At 59.0% G+C, this 18,453-nt stretch carries 17 protein-coding genes; 7 read left to right on the forward strand and 10 right to left on the reverse strand.

Annotated elements, in window-relative coordinates; all coding sequences use genetic code 11:
- Window positions 1–49 precede the first annotated feature (49 nt).
- The gene (gene cls / locus AAHA41_RS03845; protein WP_041208679.1) at window positions 50–1,531 is read right to left on the reverse strand and encodes a cardiolipin synthase; all 1,482 of its coding nucleotides are present in this window, start codon (window positions 1,529–1,531) and stop codon (window positions 50–52) included.
- 95 nt (window positions 1,532–1,626) lie between these two features.
- Here cls and AAHA41_RS03850 point away from each other — a divergent pair, with 95 nt between their 5' ends.
- A complete protein-coding gene (locus tag AAHA41_RS03850) occupies window positions 1,627–2,169 on the forward strand; it encodes a DUF1439 domain-containing protein (RefSeq protein WP_323069796.1) in 543 nt (180 codons plus the stop codon).
- Window positions 2,170–2,177: 8 nt separating this feature from the next.
- Here AAHA41_RS03850 and AAHA41_RS03855 read toward each other — a convergent pair whose 3' ends face one another.
- Entirely contained in the window at window positions 2,178–2,618 is a 441-nt protein-coding gene (locus AAHA41_RS03855; protein ID WP_042058211.1) for a GNAT family N-acetyltransferase, read from the reverse strand.
- 271 nt (window positions 2,619–2,889) lie between these two features.
- Here AAHA41_RS03855 and AAHA41_RS03860 point away from each other — a divergent pair, with 271 nt between their 5' ends.
- The gene (locus AAHA41_RS03860) at window positions 2,890–3,630 is read left to right on the forward strand and encodes a lytic transglycosylase domain-containing protein (RefSeq protein ID WP_323069798.1); all 741 of its coding nucleotides are present in this window, start codon (window positions 2,890–2,892) and stop codon (window positions 3,628–3,630) included.
- A gap of 80 nt (window positions 3,631–3,710) precedes the next feature.
- On the opposite strand, the gene aqpZ is transcribed toward AAHA41_RS03860, so the two are convergent.
- Entirely contained in the window at window positions 3,711–4,400 is a 690-nt protein-coding gene (aqpZ, locus tag AAHA41_RS03865) for an aquaporin Z (RefSeq protein WP_139396534.1), read from the reverse strand.
- 274 nt (window positions 4,401–4,674) lie between these two features.
- Window positions 4,675–4,884, reverse strand: coding sequence for a DUF1653 domain-containing protein (locus tag AAHA41_RS03870; RefSeq protein WP_043851261.1), 210 nt, complete (start codon window positions 4,882–4,884; stop codon window positions 4,675–4,677).
- A gap of 387 nt (window positions 4,885–5,271) precedes the next feature.
- Here AAHA41_RS03870 and AAHA41_RS03875 point away from each other — a divergent pair, with 387 nt between their 5' ends.
- Entirely contained in the window at window positions 5,272–6,486 is a 1,215-nt protein-coding gene (locus AAHA41_RS03875) for a pyridoxal phosphate-dependent aminotransferase (protein WP_043851260.1), read from the forward strand.
- A 63-nt stretch (window positions 6,487–6,549) separates the two neighbouring features.
- Here the strand turns inward: AAHA41_RS03875 and AAHA41_RS03880 are convergent, their stop codons facing one another.
- Both AAHA41_RS03880 and fabV read right to left on the reverse strand, forming a co-directional pair.
- Window positions 6,550–8,025 (reverse strand): YfcC family protein, encoded by a 1,476-nt coding sequence (locus AAHA41_RS03880; protein ID WP_042031335.1) that lies wholly within the window; start codon window positions 8,023–8,025, stop codon window positions 6,550–6,552.
- A gap of 163 nt (window positions 8,026–8,188) precedes the next feature.
- Window positions 8,189–9,382, reverse strand: a complete 1,194-nt coding sequence (gene fabV, locus AAHA41_RS03885) for an enoyl-ACP reductase FabV (protein ID WP_323069799.1) — start codon at window positions 9,380–9,382, stop codon at window positions 8,189–8,191.
- 299 nt (window positions 9,383–9,681) lie between these two features.
- On the opposite strand from fabV, the gene AAHA41_RS03890 reads away from it, so the two are divergent.
- A complete protein-coding gene (locus AAHA41_RS03890; protein WP_225628368.1) occupies window positions 9,682–10,575 on the forward strand; it encodes a sugar ABC transporter substrate-binding protein in 894 nt (297 codons plus the stop codon).
- Window positions 10,576–10,583: 8 nt separating this feature from the next.
- A complete protein-coding gene (locus AAHA41_RS03895; protein WP_323069801.1) occupies window positions 10,584–11,333 on the forward strand; it encodes a hypothetical protein in 750 nt (249 codons plus the stop codon).
- 127 nt (window positions 11,334–11,460) lie between these two features.
- Here the strand turns inward: AAHA41_RS03895 and AAHA41_RS03900 are convergent, their stop codons facing one another.
- The 4 genes from AAHA41_RS03900 to AAHA41_RS03915 form a co-directional block, all read right to left on the reverse strand.
- Window positions 11,461–12,048 (reverse strand): histidine phosphatase family protein, encoded by a 588-nt coding sequence (locus AAHA41_RS03900; protein WP_323069802.1) that lies wholly within the window; start codon window positions 12,046–12,048, stop codon window positions 11,461–11,463.
- A gap of 161 nt (window positions 12,049–12,209) precedes the next feature.
- Window positions 12,210–12,863, reverse strand: coding sequence for a PAS domain-containing protein (locus AAHA41_RS03905; protein WP_320656252.1), 654 nt, complete (start codon window positions 12,861–12,863; stop codon window positions 12,210–12,212).
- A 65-nt stretch (window positions 12,864–12,928) separates the two neighbouring features.
- Complete coding sequence (locus tag AAHA41_RS03910) at window positions 12,929–14,218, reverse strand: L-serine ammonia-lyase, iron-sulfur-dependent, subunit alpha (RefSeq protein ID WP_323069803.1); 1,290 nt, start codon at window positions 14,216–14,218, stop codon at window positions 12,929–12,931.
- 22 nt (window positions 14,219–14,240) lie between these two features.
- Entirely contained in the window at window positions 14,241–14,624 is a 384-nt protein-coding gene (locus AAHA41_RS03915) for a Rid family detoxifying hydrolase (protein WP_033115021.1), read from the reverse strand.
- A gap of 250 nt (window positions 14,625–14,874) precedes the next feature.
- Between AAHA41_RS03915 and AAHA41_RS03920 the strand changes: the two genes are divergently transcribed.
- Window positions 14,875–16,170, forward strand: coding sequence for a hypothetical protein (locus AAHA41_RS03920; RefSeq protein WP_323069804.1), 1,296 nt, complete (start codon window positions 14,875–14,877; stop codon window positions 16,168–16,170).
- Window positions 16,171–16,362: 192 nt separating this feature from the next.
- Window positions 16,363–18,369 carry a methyl-accepting chemotaxis protein gene (locus AAHA41_RS03925; RefSeq protein WP_323069806.1) on the forward strand — a complete coding sequence of 669 codons (2,007 nt, stop codon included), beginning with the start codon at window positions 16,363–16,365 and terminating at the stop codon, window positions 18,367–18,369.
- The last annotated feature ends 84 nt before the right edge of the window (window positions 18,370–18,453 follow it).

Consider the following 18,453-nt stretch of genomic DNA (forward strand, 5'->3'; position numbering starts at 1 on the left):
TAGGCAAGTCCGATCAGAGGCTCCGTCTGTAATCTTCTGTAACCGGCCATTACAACAAGGGACTGAAAAGGTAGAAGATATTCTCCATCACCCTCTTGTACCAGGGGCGTGCCTGCCAGCTGGCCAGCGTCATTGGCGTGGCTTCCGCCATGTAACCCTGCACCAGCTGAGTCATCTGGGCAACGAAGTGCGGGTTGTCTACCAGCAGGGTTACCTCGAAGTTGAGCCAGAGGCTGCGCCTGTCCAGATTGACTGTCCCAACCAGAGCAAAATCGTCGTCCACCAGCACGCTCTTGGTGTGGAGCAGACCGGCATCGTAGCGATAGATCTCCACCCCGGCCGCCAGCAGCTCCTCCATAAAGGCGTTGCAGGCATAGTTGGCCATGATGGAGTCGTTGCGAGCCGGCAGCACCAGCTGCACCTGTACTCCGCGCGCGGCCGCCGAGCTGAGCGCCGCAGCCAGCGGATCATCCGGCACGAAATAGGGTGTGGTCAGCACCAGATGGCTGCGCGCCTGATAGATGGCAAGCAGCAGGCTTTGCTGGATGCAGTCGCCGCCGACGAAGGGGCCAGACGGAATGAGCTGGGCGCGATAGTTGGTCTGTGGCCACACTTCCGGCTCGTGCTGCAGGCTGTCGAGCAACCGCTCGCCGGTCTCAACTTCCCAGTCCCAGACAAAGATGGACCACATCAGCGGCACTATGGGCCCCTGCACCCGGATCATGATATCGACCCACTGGCCGACCCCTGCATCCTGCTTGAAGAAACGGGGATCCACCATGTTCATTGAGCCGGTGTAACCGACCCGGTCATCGATCACCACCAGTTTGCGGTGCATTCGCAGATCCTGGCGCTGGAAGGGGATGCGCCAGGCACCGACCGGCAGTACTTCCACCAACTTGACCCCCGCCTTGCGCAGCTTTTTCGGCCAGCCCGAGCGGAAGAAGTGCTTGCTCCCCACCGAATCCAGCAGCAAACGACAATCCACGCCACGCTGGGCCACCTCCATCAGCGCTTCGCACACATCGTCGGCATCACCGCCGGGGTGCCAGATATAGAACTCCATATAGCAGGAGAGAGTCGACTTGCGGATGTCCTGAGCAATCTCGCGCAATATTTGCTCGGGTCTGCTGAGCAGGGTCATCCGGTTGCCGGAGAGCATCGGCATGGCGAGCCGCCCCTGGATGAGGTCGTGCAGCGGCTGCGCCTTCTCCCCCACTTCGCAGCAGTGCTGGGGGAAGAGACGAGCCAGCTGGCGGATCCAGATGGCATAAGGTCGATACATGGCTTGCGCCCGCTCACCGCGCCGCCGCCCCAGCTTGATCTCGCCAAACAGGACATAGAAACCGACCCCGGCAAAGGGGATGGCATAGATGAGGGCCAGCCAGGCCAGCGATACGCCGATGGGGCGCCGCTTCATCACCACCCGAATTGAAACACCGGTGACGATGACGGTGTGAAACAGCAGCAGTAACCAGCCGAGAAAACGGGAAAACAGCAGGTGGAGATCGTATTCGAGACCGTCGAGCAACGGGAACTCCTTCTAATCGACAAGGGGCGGTGGGCAGATCCCACACGGCAGGAATGGTATGCTGTAGGGCAAATCCATTCTATCAGGTCGCACGCATGATTCTGCAATCTATGCTGCTCAGCTTGGCCATGCTAGGCCAAGGCTCATATGACATCAATGAGCAACAGATAAACCAGTACCTGCAATCCCAGGTTCAAGTCGATAAACAGCTGGAGCTGCCCGGTATCATCAAGGCCCATGTGAAGCTTGAGCAGAGCGATATACAACTCGGCCGCCAGCGTCCGGATACCGCCCGGGTCTATGGCAAGGGCAAGCTCAAGATAGCCCTGCCCGACAACACCGAATATGACGCTCGCCTGCAGATGACCTATGAAGCGAGACCCCGTTACGACAAGAGCCAGAGTGCCCTGTTTCTCGACAACATGAAACTGGTGGAGTACAAGCTGGAGCCGGAGGCGGCGGAGAAGAAGTTTGGTCTGATGCTCGGCATGCTGCTGCAAAGCATGGAAAAAAGGCTTGAGAGCCAGCCCGTCTACAAGCTCAATGACAAGGATCCGCAGCAGGCATGGCTCAAAGAGAATCTGCTGGGGCTGGAGCTGTCACCGGGCAAGATCCACCTGCTTACCAAAGAACGCTGAACCCACGTTCAATTCGGGAGGGGCTGGGTGGTCTCCCGCACCAGCAGCTCCACCTGATATCCCTGTTGCTGTTGCCGCTCAAAAAGAGAGAAGAGAGAGCCTCGCAATCTGTGCAGTGGCAGATCGGCAAAACCGGCTTTGATGTAGAAGGGTTTCTCGAATGGCAAGGCCTGACACACCACCGGCTTGTCGTCGAGTCCGTCGCAGGCATGCTGCAGCAGGCGTGATCCCAGCCCGAGTGACTGATAGTGGGGCAGCAGACGAAAGCCACACAGATGGTAAAAATCCTCTTCGTCCCGCACCCTGACCGCCCCGACCAACCAGTGAGCATCGCGCACGACAAAGATCCGCTCGGCCAGATCCGGCACGTAGTGGGAGAAGGTCGTTTCGTAATAGTCCCTGATCAGAGAGAGGTCGGCGTCACAGTACTCTTCGAAGGTGAGTTCCATCGCCAGCGAGCTTGCCACAAACAAATCCTTTTGCAATCAATGAGTAGTGCCATGTGGTTGCTGCTAATCCGACCAGATGACGAGAGCAAGATAGCACGCCTTTCATTAACAAAAAAGTCGATATCCACCAGAGGCCAACGAGAGCAGAAGCAGCTCTGTTGCACACCGTGATCCCGCTCACCTGCCGGCAACGCTCACCCTGTTTTCCCGCTTGTTCTGCCCCCCTCATGATGCTTTACTCAACACACGCATAGAGGAAGGAGTTTGCGGTTTGAAAGCATGGAAGCTGGCAGGCCATCTGTTGTTGATCCCCCTGGCAGGATGGTGCGAAGCGCCGCCTCCTGCCGAGGTGGTTTTTCTGTCGGCAGCCCCCGTTCCGCCTCTGCGCCTGCCGCTTGCAACCCCCGAGGTACAGGCACAGGCACAGGCACAGGCACAACAGGGGAACAAGCAGATCCATGTTTACAAGTCTGTGCAGAAGAACGGCGTGATCCGCTACTCGGACATGGTGCCCGAGCAGGGCAACTACGAACTGCTGCTCTTTAACGACTGCTTCGCCTGCGACCCGAAATCGGACATCAACTGGCACACTACCGGGCTTTTTCTCTATGACTACGCCAGCACTATCAAGGCGGCGGCAGACACCTATCACGTAGAACCAGCCCTCATCCGGGCACTCATCCACGCCGAATCGGCCTTCAATCCGATGGCGATCTCTCGCAAAGGGGCCATGGGTCTTACCCAGCTGATGCCGGAAACGGCGCGGGAGCTGGGGGTTGGCAATGCCCTGCTGGCAGAGCAGAACATCTTCGGCGGGGTAAAATATCTGGCGGGATTGCTCAAGCAGTATGACGGCAACATAGCGCTGGCTACCGCAGCCTATAACGCAGGTTCAGGCGCCGTGCAAAAACATGGCGGCATCCCCCCCTACGCCGAAACTCGCGCCTATGTGGAGCGTGTCCAGCTGCTGCATCAGCGATACAAAGAGATGCTGCAGGCCAAGGGGCTATAGGCCCTCAGGTTTTTCCCACCGCCAGAAAACAAAAAACACGCCCTTGGGCGTGTCGATACCACACTTTGTTTCGCGAACGATTACTTCTGCTCAGCCGCCACCAGGCGATAAGCCAGCGCACCCAGAATGGCACCGACAATCGGGGCAACCCAGAACAGCCACAGCTGACCGATAGCCCAGTCACCGACAAACAGCGCAACACCGGTACTGCGGGCAGGGTTGACCGAGGTATTGGTCACCGGAATGCTCACCAGATGGATCAGGGTCAGGCACAGGCCGATGGCAACCGGAGCAAGCGCAGCTGGCGCACGGCTGTCGGTAGCGCCCATGATGACGAACAGGAAGAAGCCGGTCATCACCGCTTCGCACACCAGTGCCGCCATCATGCTGTAGCCGCCCGGAGAGTGCTCACCGTAGCCATTGGAGGCAAAGCCGGCGGAGAGATCAAAACCGGCCTGACCACTGGCAATCACATAGAGTACGGCAGCGGCGGCAATTGCCCCCAGCACCTGCGCCACTATGTAAGAGAGCACGCCGGAAGCCGGAAAACGACCGCCAGCCCACAGACCGATGGTGACTGCCGGGTTGAGATGGCAACCGGAGATATGGCCGATGGCATACGCCATGGTCAGCACGGTCAGGCCGAATGCCAGCGATACACCCAAGAGGCCGATCCCCACATGAGGAAAGGCTGCAGCCAGCACGGCACTGCCACAACCTCCCAATACCAGCCAGAAGGTTCCCAAAAACTCTGCTGCTACAGGTTTCACACTATGTCTCCCGATAAGATGAGATAAAAAGGCCCACAAAGGGGCCATGCGTTAACACGCGCAGCATTATGGGAGGAGCAATAGCCGATGCGAACCCGGTTACCAGCCGTAACAAAACGTGATTCAGGTCACAATTAGTTGATTAGTAGAGATATTTATCAGTAGCAAGCCACAAAGAGGCTGTTGCCAACAAGGAGCCTCATGCGACAACTTGTGACTCCAAAGACCTGTTCTGTCTATTTGTTGATCAACAATTCAGGGCCACACCAGCGGATCACTTGATCGGCGAAAATCGGCTGACCACCTGACCCTGATGCTCAATCCACTCCATGAACATGGCGACTGGACGGGCATAGACGGCGCCATCCTGCTCCGACTGATAGATCACCAGCTGCTCGCCTGTTTCGGTATGGCTGGCCAGGGTCAGCACCTGATAGTAACCCCCCTTGAAGTGACGATAGCGGCCGGGTGTGGGTGCATGCATGGGATACCTCTGCAGATGGAACAGGACGGGAAAGGAGAAATATGCGCTGGCCAGTGCCAGTTGTATCAGCTTTTTCTCGTCGGAAATGACGATGAAGAGGCTTTTTTACACAAGCCAATCGTGCCAGAGAGCGTGAAGATTTCAACACAGTAGAGTAGCTTTGTTAATCACTCCCCCATCTTTCACTGGTGAACCTTGCCAAGCACAAACGATCGTGCTGAATTTAACCTTTTAATAACTCTGTTTTGGGGCTAAAAATCAGGAATTTCTACTAAAAAGAAGATTGTTCTAGCATTCAATTCTGTGAAGAATAGGGGAAAAGATATTTGATACTAAAAATCGCCTTTTTCGCCAACGCGTCCCTGTGGGGAAGGAATCACTGTCACCATGTTCACTATCGACAAGTCGCACAAGCTCGATGATGTCTGCTATGACATCCGCGGCCCGGTGCATAAAGAAGCTCGCCGTCTCGAAGACGAAGGCCACCGCATTCTCAAGCTCAACATCGGCAACCCGGCCCCGTTCGGCTTTGATGCGCCGGAAGAGATTATCAAGGATGTGATCCTCAACATGCCCCAGAGCCAGGGCTACTGCGACTCCAAGGGGCTCTTCTCCGCCCGCAAGGCGGTGATGCAGTACTACCAGCAAAAAGGGATGCGCAAGGTCGACATCGACGACATCTACATCGGCAATGGCGCCAGCGAGCTTATCGTGATGGCGATGCAGGCGCTGCTCAACAACGGCGACGAGATGCTGGTGCCCTCCCCCGACTATCCGCTCTGGACCGCCGCCGTCACCCTCTCCGGTGGCCATGCGGTGCATTATCGCTGCGACGAAGGGGCCGACTGGTATCCGGATCTCGATGACATCCGCGCCCGCATCACCCCGCGCACCCGCGGCCTGGTGCTGATCAACCCCAACAACCCGACCGGCGCCGTTTACGGCAGCGAGTTCCTGCTGGAGGTGATCGAGATCGCCCGCCAGCACAACCTCATCATCTTCGCCGACGAGATCTACGACAAGATCCTCTACGACGATATCTCCCACACCAGCGTCTGCACCCTGTGTGACGATGTGATGGTGGTGACCTTCAACGGCCTCTCCAAGGCCTACCGCGCCTGCGGCTTCCGTCAGGGCTGGATGGTCATCACCGGCCCCAAAGGCCGTGCTCGCGGTTACATTGAAGGGCTGGAGATGCTGGCTTCCATGCGGCTGTGTGCCAATGTGCCGATGCAGCACGCCATCCAGACTGCACTCGGCGGCTACCAGAGCATCAACGAGCTGATCCTGCCGGGCGGCCGCCTGCGCAAGCAGCGGGACAAGGCGTGGGAACTCTTGAACGAGATCCCCGGGGTCTCCTGCGTCAAACCCAAGGGGGCGCTCTACATGTTCCCGCGCCTCGACCCCAAGGTGTATGACATTCGCGACGACCAGAAGATGGTGTTCGACCTGCTGCAACAGGAGAAGCTGCTGCTGGTACAGGGCACCGGCTTCAACTGGCCAGCGCCGGATCATTTCCGGCTGGTGTTCCTGCCCCGGGAAGAGGAGCTGGAGGATGCCATCGGCCGCCTCGCCCGCTTCCTCAAGGGCTACAAGCAGTAAGCAAGGCTCATGAAAAAGGCTCCCGCGGGAGCCTTTTTGTTCTCTGTCGTTTTGTTCGTACCATCAACCGTGCAGCAGGGCGCCAGCCACCAGTACCGCCATGGTGATGAGAGCCACCCCGATGATGAAGGGCAGCACCCAACGCACGAAGCGATCGTAGGGGATCTTGGCGAGCGCCAGACCCGCCACCAGATGGGCGGCGGTGGGGGCAAACAGGTTGATCCAGCCGGAGGCGGACTGATAGGCGGTGATCACCAGATCCCGCGAGATGCCGGAGAAGTCAGCCAGTGGCCCCATCAACGGCATGGAGACGGTCGCCAGCCCCGAGGTGGACGGGATGAAGAAGCTCAGGATGATGTGCACCAGATAGGCCATCAGGATGAAGACTGACGAGGAGAGTCCGCTCACCAGCCCCTCGGCCCAGTGCAAGATGGTGTCGATGATAACGCCATGCTCCATCACTACATAGATGCCGCGCGCCACCGCTACCACCAGCGCCACTCCGATGAGGTCTCGCGCCCCGTTGAGGAAGGTCGCCACATAGTTGGACTCCGGCATCCGGTTGATCAGCGCGATCAGGATAGAGGCACTGAAGAACAGGGTGGAGAGCTCGTCAAACCACCAGCCAAAGGTGGGCAGCGCATCGATCCCCAAATCCGACCAGGGCACCACCGCATAGATCATCAGCAGGAAGGTGCCGAAGAATACCAGCATGGTGAGCTTCTGCTTGCCGGTGAAGGCGAGGTTGCCGCTCTTCATCTGGGAGAACTCGTCGTCATAGACAATATCGGCCAGCACGGAGCGGGACTTGTCCTGCTGCACCTGTTTGGCGTAACGCATCACGAACCAGGAGGCGAAGATCACCAGCAGCAGCCACTGGATGACCCGCAGGCCAATCCCCTCCCCGATGGGAATGCCGGCAAAACCGGAGGCGATGCCGGTAGCAAACGGGTTGACGGTGGAGGCGAGCACCCCGACCCCGGAGCCAAGCAGGATAATCCCCGCCGCCACCATGCGATCAAAGCCCGCCGCCATCATCACCGGCACGATCAGTGCCCAGAAGGCTACCGTCTCCTCCGCCATGCCGAAGGTGGAACCACCAAGAGCAAAGAGAGCGATCAGCACCGGGATCAGCAGCCGTTCGCGCCCGGCAAAGCCGCGCACGATGGCTCCCACCCCGGCATCCAGTGCCCCGCTCTGCATGGTCACCGCGAGAAAACCACCGATGATGAGCACGAACAGTGCGACGTCGGCCGCCTTGTGAAAGCCCTGAATGGGGGCCTTGAGCACATCGAATACCCCCTGCGGATGAGAGGGCAACTCGGTGTAGCTGCCGGGCACCGGCAACAGTCGCTCATCGCCGCTGTAGTCAGCCACGGCCGCGGCCGCCACCGGCTGCTGGGTCTTGGCAGTCACATAGTTGTATTTGCCCGCCGGCAGCACCCAGGTGAGTGCCGCCATCAGGGCGATGATGATGAAAAGCAGGGTATAGACAGTGGGGAGTTGGCGCTTTTTGGGCGCTTCATTTGGAGTGGTCATAGCTTCCGTACCTCGGCAATGCCGTCATGTGATCCGATCACCGCCAGACTAGCGGGTTTGATATGGGAAAAAGGTGATCGCTGATAATAAAATTCCGTAACTTAGCGGTATTTTTGCCAAAAAAACAGGGCCCCGCGGGGCCCCGTTTTCACTTGAGTCAGACTCAAAGCTCGACTACGTCGAATTTCACGTCTGGATTCACATCCGCATCGTAATCGACCTCGTCCAGACCGAAGCCGAACAGACGCAGGAACTCCTGCTTGTAGCCGGTGTAATCGGTCAGCTCGGAGAGGTTCTCGCTGGTGATGGATGGCCACAGGTCGCGGCAGGTCTGCTGTACGTCTTCGCGCAGTTCCCAGTCATCCATGCGGATGCGGGCCTGATCGTCCAGCGCCATGTCGGAAGCGTAGAGACGGGTGCGCATCATGCGATCCACCTGCTCCATGCACCCTTCGTGAATGCCCTTCTCTTTCATGATCTTGAAGGCCATGGAGATATAGAGCGGCATCACCGGAATGGCGGAAGAGGCTTGAGTCACCACGGATTTCAGCACGGCCACGTGAGCGGTGCCGCCCTTGGCAGCCAGATCGCCACGGATGGCGACAGCGGCGCGGTCCAGATCTTCCTTGGCGCGGCCCAGGGTGCCATGCCAGTAGATTGGCCAGGTCAGATCGGTACCGATGTAGGAGTAAGCCACGGACTTGGCGCCATCAGCCAGCACGCCAGCATCGCGCAGGGCGGCCATCCACAGCTCCCAATCCTGACCGCCCATGACGGTGATGGTGTTCTGGATCTCTTCCTCATTCGCCGGCTCAACGGTGGCGGTGATGATCTGATCCTTGTTGGTATCGATGGCGGTGGTGGTATAGACCTCGCCGATCGGTTTGAGGGCGGAGCGCACCACTTCGCCGGTTTCCGGCATCTTGCGCACCGGAGAGGCCAGAGAGTAGACCACCAGATCAATCTGACCCAGATCCTGCTTGATGAGCTCGATCACCTTGGCGCGGCACTCGTTGGAGAAGGCATCGCCATTGACGCTCTTGGCGTAGAGGCCTGCCTCTTTGGCAGCCTTGTCGAAGGCTGCGGAGTTGTACCAGCCAGCAGTACCGGTCTTGGACTCGGTGCCCGCTTTTTCAAAGAAGACGCCGAGGGTGGCGGCGCCGGAGCCAAAGGCGGCAGCAATGCGGGAGGCCAGACCATAACCGGTGGAAGCGCCGATCACCAGCACCTTCTTGGGACCATTCTCGATGGTGCCCTGGGCTTTGGTATAAGCAATCTGGCGACGAACATTGGCTTCACAGCCAACCGGGTGAGTGGTGGTGCAGATAAAGCCGCGAACCTTGGGTTTGATAATCATATGGGGTCTCGGATCCGTTTAATGGATGAAATCGGGGCATAAGATACCTCATCTTGCCGCGATAAGGTGCTCTGATGTGTTGAACGGCGACAAAAATCCACCAGCCCACGACAGAAATGAAAGAGAAATAGCCTCCCAGAGCTTTGGTTGCCCCACGGCACATTCGGGCACTTGCCAGAAGCCGCTTGCCCGTCCATGGCTGGCATATACTTGGACAACATCGTGGCGCTGGATGATTGGCCCAACAGGGCGGAGGTAACATGACCAGATGTTGGCAAAGATGCTTGTTGTGGGCGGCTGTGGCACTGTTTGCAGCCAGTGAGGTATCAGCCAAACCGACTGTCGGCATGGTACTGAAATCGGTCCGCAACGAGTTTTTCATCGAGATGGCGAAAGGGGCAGAGACCTATGCTGCGGCCCACCCGGACGCCCTGACACTACAGCTAGAAGGCATCCAGCAGGAGGTGGATGTCACAGGTCAAGAGGCGATCATCCGCAAAATGATCGGCCAGAAAGTGGATGCCCTGGTGGTGGTACCGACCGATTCGGTCGCCATGCTGCCCGTTCTGATGGAGGCGATCCGCGCCGGCATTCTGGTTATCAACATGGACAACAAGCTCGATGACAGGGCGCTGGTGCTGGAAGGGGTCAATGTCCCCTTCGTCGGCCCAAGCAACTTTGCCGGTGCGCGCAGTGTCGGCGAATATGTCGCCAAAAAACTCCCGGCGGGCAGTAAAGTCGGGCTGATCGAGGGCCCACCCGGTGCCATCAACAGCCGGGCTCGCAGTGACGGATTCCGAGCCGCCCTGCGCGCTGCTGACATGGTTGTCGCCGGCGTGCGCAGCGGCTACTGGGACACAGCTCAGGGCAAGAGCGCCACTATCGATCTCCTCAAGGCAACCCCGGACGTCAAGGCGCTGCTCTGCGGTAACGACAATATGGCCATCGGTGCCGCCCAAGCCTTGGCTGAGCTGGGGCTCAAAGGCAAGGTGCTGATCGGTGGCTATGACAATATTCCGGGGATCCACCCCTATCTCAGCGATGGATCTGTGGTGGCAACCGCTGACCAGTATCCGGGCAAGCAGGCACAATATGCGCTCGACCTCGCCCTGAAAGCGCTGGCGCAGAAGATAACACAAGCCGATCTGCCCGGCATAGTGCAAACCCCTGTGGAGCTGGTCACACATCCTTAGGAGGCTAGATGAAGGGGTGGTGGGTATTGCTGCTATTGTGGTGCCAACTTGCATCGGCCGGGCCAGTGCTAAACATCTATGCCGATGCCTACCCCCCTTTCATTCAGGTTACCGGAGAACAGCTGAGCGGCCCTTATGTCGATGTCTTTGCCCGCTTGGCCAAGCAGCAAGGGATAGAAATTAATTTGCAAGCCAAGCCCATGCGGCGCCTGCTCAAGATAGTGGCCACCGAGCCAAACAGCTGCGGGCTTGGGGTGCACTTCTCGGCCGAGAATGCCGAAACCCTGCGCTACGTTGCGCGCATCGCCCCCATCACCCTCGCAGTCTACGCCCGGCAGGAAACTATTCCGCCCCTGAGCAACATAGAGGCACTGCGCAACTACCGGATTGGTGCCATCGATGTGGCAGAGCTGAGGGAGCTGCTTGATAACGCAGCGATCCGCTACGAGCTGCTGCCCAAGGCCAGTCTGGGGATCGCCATGCTGCAGGCCGGGCGCTTCGACCTGTTGATTAGCGACGAACTTCCCGAGCTGATCACCTCCCCCAGACATAAAAACAGGCTCCAGCGAGTGATGATCCTTGCCCGGGTGGAAAGGTGGCTGGCCTGCCATCCACAGATCCCGCCCGACACAGTGAAACGCCTGCGCACATCGCTCTCCCTTGGAGTCTTTGGCGATGCCATGGCCGATATCTGGCAAGGGTATGGTTTGAGCTCGGTATATGAGGGGGTCAGACGGGAGTGGATTGTGATTCCCTGACCACATCCCTATTCAACCTTCTCTCGCGGCCAACTTCAGCAATGTCAGCACAGGTTTCCTCTCCTGTTTTCGCCCTCCCCACCTTTCACCTCGAGCTATCAATGGAGCCCCCCCCCGCTTGAGGCAGTCAGCAGGCTATCCGGGTGATCTTGCCCGCTTGCAGCTTGTAGAAGGCATCCTGCGGCAACTCCTGAGCCCAGATCGCAGCCTCATCGAGGTCGGCATAGACGCCACGCAGCATGGCGCCGAGCAGACCGTGGGAAATGACGATGGCGCGCTCGGCGACCTTCGGGTCCAGCAGCCACTGCTGGGCGCGACGCTGAATGCTGAGGACACTCTCGGCCCCCGGCGCCTGCAGATACCAATCGCCCCTGCCGGTATCGAGTTCAGGGTGAGCCTGGCAGAGCTCGGGGATCCGGCACCCTTCCCACTCTCCCATGCCAAGCTCCATCAGCCGCTCATCCCAGATGATGCGATCGGCGGGCAAACCCAACTGCTCGCACACCAGCAGGGCGGTCTGGCGGGCGCGCCCGAGCGGGCTGGCGTAGACGGTCCAGCGGGCGGGATCCGCCAACTCGTCGGCAAGCCGCCGTCCCATGGCAATAGCTTGCGCTTCACCCTTCTCGGTCAGATCGGAGTTACAGCGTCCCTGCAGGCGCTGTTCGGCATTGAAAAGGGTCTGGCCATGGCGCAGCAGATAGATGATTCGTGACATGTGATTTCCAGCTGATTCAACGAGATGGGAACAAGGCGACAACCCGGGTGGTGCGGTAACGGCTTTCATTGCCCATGCTGGGTAACGCACAGCCAGCGTTACGGCCTGTGACTCTGGCTGTTGTCGCTTGTGCAGAGTATGGGGAGGCAGGTGTCATGCACCTACCCCTTCTTGATCTCCCGCAGGTAGCGGTAGATGGAGTGGACCGAGATGCCGAGCTGACGCGCGGCGATCTGGGCACTGTCTTTAAGCTCGAAGATCCCCATGTCGTGCAGCTGGTTGACGATAACCCGAGTCTTCTGGGAAGGGGGCACGGCGTCATTACCGCGCACCTCGGCGCTGACAGTATCTATGGTGCTGTTGAGCGCTTCGTCGATGTTACGGGCAAACACCTCGGGGGTCGCGTGGTTCTCGCTGGCATGCATGCACTCGGGCATCATGGCACGCAACACGGATTGTAGCGGGGCATCCATGTCGGTGTTGATGCAGAGCAGCCCGATCGCCTTGTGCTCCCCGTTGCGAATGACGGTGGTGAGCGAACGCAGGGTCTTGCCGGTGGCACACTTGGTCATGTAGGGGTTGGAGATATCCTGCCCGCTCTTGAGCTTGATCATCGCCAGGTTGGTGATGGGGGCGCCGACGCTGCGGCCGGTGATATGACCGTTGGCAATCTTGATGATCGAGGGGTTGCGCACATCCAGACTGTGGAGCAGCACCTCGGTGTGCTGACCATACATGGCGGCGATGCCATCCACGATGATCTCCATCGATTTGAGGATCTGGAAATCGTTCTGACTCAACTCTTGCAGCTTCACATTCGGACCTTCTTGCAAGGGCTGCTGCCGGGCGATGGACGCCGGGCAGCAGCCGACAGGGACACTCAGGCGGACATGATATCAATAATGGTGCTGTCTGTGGCAGACATGCCGTCCTTCACCATCTGACCCACGTTGCGAATGGTCTGATCCACGTTGTCGGAAACAATCCCCTGCCCCGACACCGAGTGGCTGTTGAGCGCCATCAGGAAGCCACGTACCGCCGCACCGGAGGAGGTGCTCACCTTCATGGCACAGGAGGCTTTGGCTCCGTCACACACCATGCCGGCACTGTCACTCAGCACGTTCTGGATGGCGAAGCAGGATTGCTCGAAGCTGCCGCCAGCGAGATAGACCATGGCCATGGCGGCTGCCGCGCTGGTCACGGTATTGCCGCAGAAGGCCGACAGCGGCGGATAGTGGGACTTGATATAGATGGCGCCCAGATGGCTCATGATGAGAGCGCGAGCCAGCAGCTCTTCACTGGCACCATAGCGCTCGGCAATCACCATCACCGGAATGGTGGCCGCGATGCCCTGGTTACCGCTGCCAAAGTTGCTCATGGCAGGCAAGGTGGCGCCCCCCATACGGGCATCGGAGGCAGCCGCCGTCATCATCACGATGCGGTTCATCACATCCTCGCCGATAAGACCGGCATCAATGTTCTGCTGCATGGTACGACCTATCTCGAGACCATAGGGGTTGTTCATCCCCTCGGCGGAGAGCTTACCGTTGAGTTCGGAGGCCTTGAGGATGAACCTGATCTGCTCGAACTCCACCTGGGTAGCGAACTCATAGATGGCGGCGATGCTGATATCCACGCCATCGCAGATGGAACCGGTGGCACCGCCCTGGCTCTGATCGGCGGTGAAGGTCACCTCGCCATCGCGACGCTGCTCGACGATGCGGGTATGGCCGCCGCACAGGGTCACTTCGGCGCTGTGCTCTTCACCATTTTCATCAGAGCCATAAACAGTCACGCGGCAGAAGATAAACTCGGGGGCAGCAGTGCGGCTGACCAGCACGCCACCTGCATCGATCAGGGCTTGGGCACGGGCCACCTGATCTGCGGTGATGGCGGCCAGCACCTCCAGTCCGCCATCGGCATTGCCACCGAGGGCGCCGGCTGCGGCTGCGATCGCCAGACCAATCTTGCCGGTACCCGGCACATAGACACCCATCGAGTTCTTGTAGAGATTATCCGACACCGCCACCTCGATACGACGCGGTGCGCAGCCCAGTTGCCGGGCGGCAACTGCGGCGGCATAAGCGGCGGCGATAGGCTCGGTACAGCCCAGCGCCGGTTTGACAACCTGTTGAATAATCTGCAGATACTGCTGCCACGCTTGTTTCATTGATTGAACCTTTCTCTATCCGTTACCGAGCGATATGGGCGATCGCTTCCACTTCAACCTTGACGCCCATCGGCAGATCCTTCACCGCGAAGCAGCTGCGCGCCGGACAATCTTTCTGGAAATAGGCTTTGTAAACCTCGTTAAACGCGGCAAAATCGCTGATCTCGGCGAGATAGCAGGTAGTCTTGAGGACTGTCTCCAGCGAGCCGCCGCCCGCCTCCAGCACCGCTTTCAGGTTTTCGAGTGCCTGACGACTCTGTGCCTCAATACCGCCGGCAACCACGCCGCCCTGCTGTTTGCACACCGGCAGCTGGCCGGAGGTAAAGATGAGGTCGCCATAGGCAGTGCCATGGCTGTAAGGTCCGATGGCGTCGGGAGCCGAGGCCGCAGTGATGATTTTTTTCATATTAACCACTCCGTAATTGCAATTATTTTTGCATTTATAGCTCTGCTTTCGCTCAACATTATTTGCTTTTTAGTTTATCCATTCAACAAAAAGATAGAAAAATGGCGTAAAAAGGCATCTTTAGGTCTCATAGTAAACCGTGATCACCCTCCTGATTTGAATAAAAGAGAGCGCGGACGCATTGTTTGCAACGCATTCATTCAACTATATTTGCGCCCGCTCTTACCCTTACAACGACAAGAAGGTTCTAATGGACGCGCATAGCACCACACTCAACGGCCCCATGATGGGCACCCTGGAATGGAAAGAGGCGGTTCGCTTCGACAGCACCGACTGGGGCTGGATCATCATGAGCATCGGCATGGCCATCGGCGCGGGGATCGTCTTCCTGCCGGTACAGGTGGGGCTGATGGGCTTGTGGGTCTTTCTGCTCTCGGCGGTAATAGGCTATCCGGCCATGTATATGTTCCAGCGCCTCTTTATCAATACCCTGGCCACCTCGCCCGAATGCAAGGACTATCCCAGCGTCATCACCGGCTACCTTGGCAAGAACTGGGGTGTGCTGCTCGGCGCCCTCTACTTCGTGATGCTGGTGATCTGGGTCTTTGTCTACTCCACCGCCATCACCAACGACAGCGCCTCCTTCCTGCAGAGCTTCGGCGTCACCGACGGCCTGCTCTCGGAAAATCCCCTCTACGGCCTGCTGCTTATTTGCGGTCTGGTGGCGCTGGCCTCGCGCGGCGAAAACCTGCTGTTCAAGATCTCCACCTTTATGGTGCTGACCAAGATCAGCGTGGTGGCCGTGCTCGGCCTGATGATGGTGGACAAATGGGATGCGGCCAACATCACCGCCATGCCCGTCGCCGGAGACTGGATGAAGGATGCCATCATCATGCTGCCCTTCACCCTCACCTCCATCCTCTTTATCCAGAGCCTGAGCCCCATGGTGATCTCCTACCGCTCGCGGGAGAAGTCGCTGGAGGTGGCCCGTTTCAAGGCGATGCGCGCCATGAATATCGCCTTCGGCATCCTGTTTGTGGTGGTATTCTTCTACGCAGTCTCCTTCACCCTGGCCATGGGTCACGATCAGGCGGTCAAAGCCTCCGAGGAGAACATCTCCGCACTGGCGATGGTGGCGCAGGGGATGCCCGGCCAGACCCTCAAGCTCCTCAGTCTGACCCTCAACATCTTTGCGGTAATGACCGCCTACTTCGGCGTCTATCTGGGCTTTCGTGAAGCCTGTCAGGGGCTGGCGATGAACCTGCTGCGCCGGGTGCTGCCGGACAACCGCATCAACAAGGGATTGGTGGGCAAAGGGATCATGGTGTTCACCGTCATGCTCTCCTGGGGTGCCATCGTGCTCAACGCCCCGGTGCTGAGCTTCACCTCCATCTGCAGCCCCATCTTCGGTATGGTGGGCTGCCTCATCCCGGCCTATCTGGTCTATCAGGTACCGGCGCTGCACAAGTACAAGGGCACTTCCCTCTACATCATCATCGTCACCGGCCTGCTGCTCTGTGTCTCGCCTTTCCTGGCGTTCAACTGAGTAGCCAGATAACCAGACAGCCAACAGACGGGTCACCTTCGGGTGGCCCGTTTTCATTGCTATTGCGCTGGCAACAGAACAAAAAGCCAAGGGGATCACAACTTCCCCCTCTCCCTGACCGAAGTGCTGCGGCGAGGAGTAATATTCAGCCATAACCGCATGCACCCGTCTTTTCGGGTATCGAGGCCTCATATGAAATGGATTTTCAACCCGGCTATCAGGCTGGGCAACCAGCTCTCTTTCAAATACAAATTTCTGCTCTGGTCCTGTCTGATGCTGCTGCCGCTGGCCTACAGCATGGCCAATCTGCTGGGACGGCTGCAGGATGACAACGAACAGGCCCGCAAGGAGCTGGCCGGCGTCATCAATCTGGCCCCGGTGCCCGCCATCGAGCAGGCGCTGCTGACCCACCGCAATCTGGTCACCCAGCACGCCTACGAGCAGAACCCGGTGGGAGAGGATAAGGTCAAAGCTGCCGCTCAAGCGGTGGAGGATAGCCTGCGCGCCTTTGCCGATACCCGTCAGGAAAATCCCGCTTTCGACGCCCTCAAACAGGGGTGGGCTGCCCTGCAGAGCGAAGGGGGCAAGCTGGAGGTTGATCAGAGCAATCTTCGCCACGACAAGCTACTGACCGAAGTGCGCCACCTCTACAAGAACATCACCGCCGCCAGCAGCCTGATCCAGGATCCGGCGCTCGGCACCTATTACATGGTGATCCTCACCAGCGAACGGCTGCCACAACTGCGCGACCTGCTGGCTCAGGTGCGGGATCGCGCCGCTACCATCGCCGACTTCGGCCTGTTTCAGGCGGAAGGGTACAGCGGTCTGCGCTTTCGCCTTGACCTCATCAACGCCACCCTGCAGGAGCTGGAAGCCGATCTGACCCTGCTCTACCAGATTGAACCCGCCTATCGCGCCGAGCTGGGCCAGCAGACCGATACCCTGCTGCAACAGGTTCGTCAGGGGGTCGATACCATGGAAAACAAGATGATGAAGGATCAGCTGGTACAGCTCTCAACCAAGGAGGTGCTGGCGCTGGGAGATGGGCTCGACAACACCATCACCAAGCTGGCAGGCCAGGTGCGCCAGCGGCTGGAAACCGACCTGCATCAGCGCATGGCAGCCAACCAGCGCCATTTCTGGTGGGTAACGGCGCCACTGACCGCCATCCTGCTGCTCTATATCTACCTGATGATTGGCGCCTATCTCTCCCTGCGCGACACCGTGGGCCGGGTACGGGAGATCGCCGCCCGGGTCAACGCCCAGGATCTCAGCCAGCACATCGAGATCATCGGTCAGGATGAGCTGGCCGCCATCAGCCGTGATTACAACATCACCCTGGAGACCCTGCGCACCCTGATGCAGCGGGTACGGGAAAACGGCGTCACCGTGGTGGAGAGCGCCACCGAGATTGAGGATCGCACCTGCCGCTCGCAGGAGGTGATCGCCGCCCAGCAAGGGGAGACCCATCAGGTGGCCACCGCAATCAAGGAGCTGGCCGCAACTTCACAAGACATGGCGGGCAACGCCCTGCAGGCTGCCCGCATGACTCAGGAAGCCCAGCAAGTGGTGGGTCAGGGCGAGGCTGTGGTCGATCGCACCATCAAGGCGATCGACCATATCAACCGCGAAGTACTGCGCACCGCCGAGAGCATTCGTCAGCTGGAGCAGCAGTGCAGCCAGATTGGCGGCGTCATCAGCGTGATCCGCGGTATCGCCGAGCAGACCAACCTGCTGGCACTCAACGCCGCCATCGAGGCCGCCCGGGCGGGTGAACAGGGGCGCGGCTTCGCCGTTGTGGCCGATGAAGTACGCTCGCTGGCCAGTCGCACCCAGGGGGCCACCGTCGAGATCCAGCAGATGATTGAACAGCTGCAATCCGGCGCCCGCGCCTCGGTCAATGCCATGTCTGCCGCCAGCCGCGAAGCGCAGGAGGGGGTCGGTCTCGCCCAGGAAGCCCAGCACGCTTTCGGCGCCATCACCGAGAAGGTGGATCGGATGGTCGATACCAATGCCATCATCGCCAGCGCCATCGAACAGCAGGGCGCTGTGGTCAACGAGATTGAGCGCAATGTAGTGCGCATCTCCGATGGCAGTGACGAGGCGCTGCAGGTCGCCAACGAGGCGCGCGATGCCGCTCGCCAGATCCACCAGCTTACCGAGCAGCTGCGCAGCATGGTGCAGAGCTTCGTCCTCTAAACCAGCCTGATCGGGTCAGCAATCAGTTAAAACCAGTCTCGTCGGGCTGGTTTTTTATACTCTACTTCTACCCCGCTAACCCCG

The sequence above is a fragment of the Aeromonas sp. SER genome, assembly GCF_038739615.1.
Taxonomy (GTDB): Bacteria; Pseudomonadota; Gammaproteobacteria; order Enterobacterales; family Aeromonadaceae; genus Aeromonas; species Aeromonas jandaei.

Bases quoted from the DNA above. Each gene is read 5' to 3' on its own strand.
- AAHA41_RS03870 (WP_043851261.1), bottom strand. From the start codon at position 4,884: ATGCATGCACCCACACCCGGCCGCTATCGTCACTTCAAGGGGGGTTAC.
- AAHA41_RS03915 (WP_033115021.1), bottom strand. From the start codon at position 14,624: ATGAAAAAAATCATCACTGCGGCCTCGGCTCCCGACGCCATCGGACCT.
- AAHA41_RS03855 (WP_042058211.1), bottom strand. From the start codon at position 2,618: ATGGAACTCACCTTCGAAGAGTACTGTGACGCCGACCTCTCTCTGATC.
- AAHA41_RS03880 (WP_042031335.1), bottom strand. From the start codon at position 8,025: ATGACCACTCCAAATGAAGCGCCCAAAAAGCGCCAACTCCCCACTGTC.
- AAHA41_RS03920 (WP_323069804.1), top strand. From the start codon at position 14,875: ATGGACGCGCATAGCACCACACTCAACGGCCCCATGATGGGCACCCTG.
- AAHA41_RS03925 (WP_323069806.1), top strand. From the start codon at position 16,363: ATGAAATGGATTTTCAACCCGGCTATCAGGCTGGGCAACCAGCTCTCT.
- AAHA41_RS03895 (WP_323069801.1), top strand. From the start codon at position 10,584: ATGAAGGGGTGGTGGGTATTGCTGCTATTGTGGTGCCAACTTGCATCG.
- AAHA41_RS03850 (WP_323069796.1), top strand. From the start codon at position 1,627: ATGATTCTGCAATCTATGCTGCTCAGCTTGGCCATGCTAGGCCAAGGC.
- AAHA41_RS03875 (WP_043851260.1), top strand. From the start codon at position 5,272: ATGTTCACTATCGACAAGTCGCACAAGCTCGATGATGTCTGCTATGAC.
- fabV (WP_323069799.1), bottom strand. From the start codon at position 9,382: ATGATTATCAAACCCAAGGTTCGCGGCTTTATCTGCACCACCACTCAC.
- AAHA41_RS03910 (WP_323069803.1), bottom strand. From the start codon at position 14,218: ATGAAACAAGCGTGGCAGCAGTATCTGCAGATTATTCAACAGGTTGTC.
- AAHA41_RS03900 (WP_323069802.1), bottom strand. From the start codon at position 12,048: ATGTCACGAATCATCTATCTGCTGCGCCATGGCCAGACCCTTTTCAAT.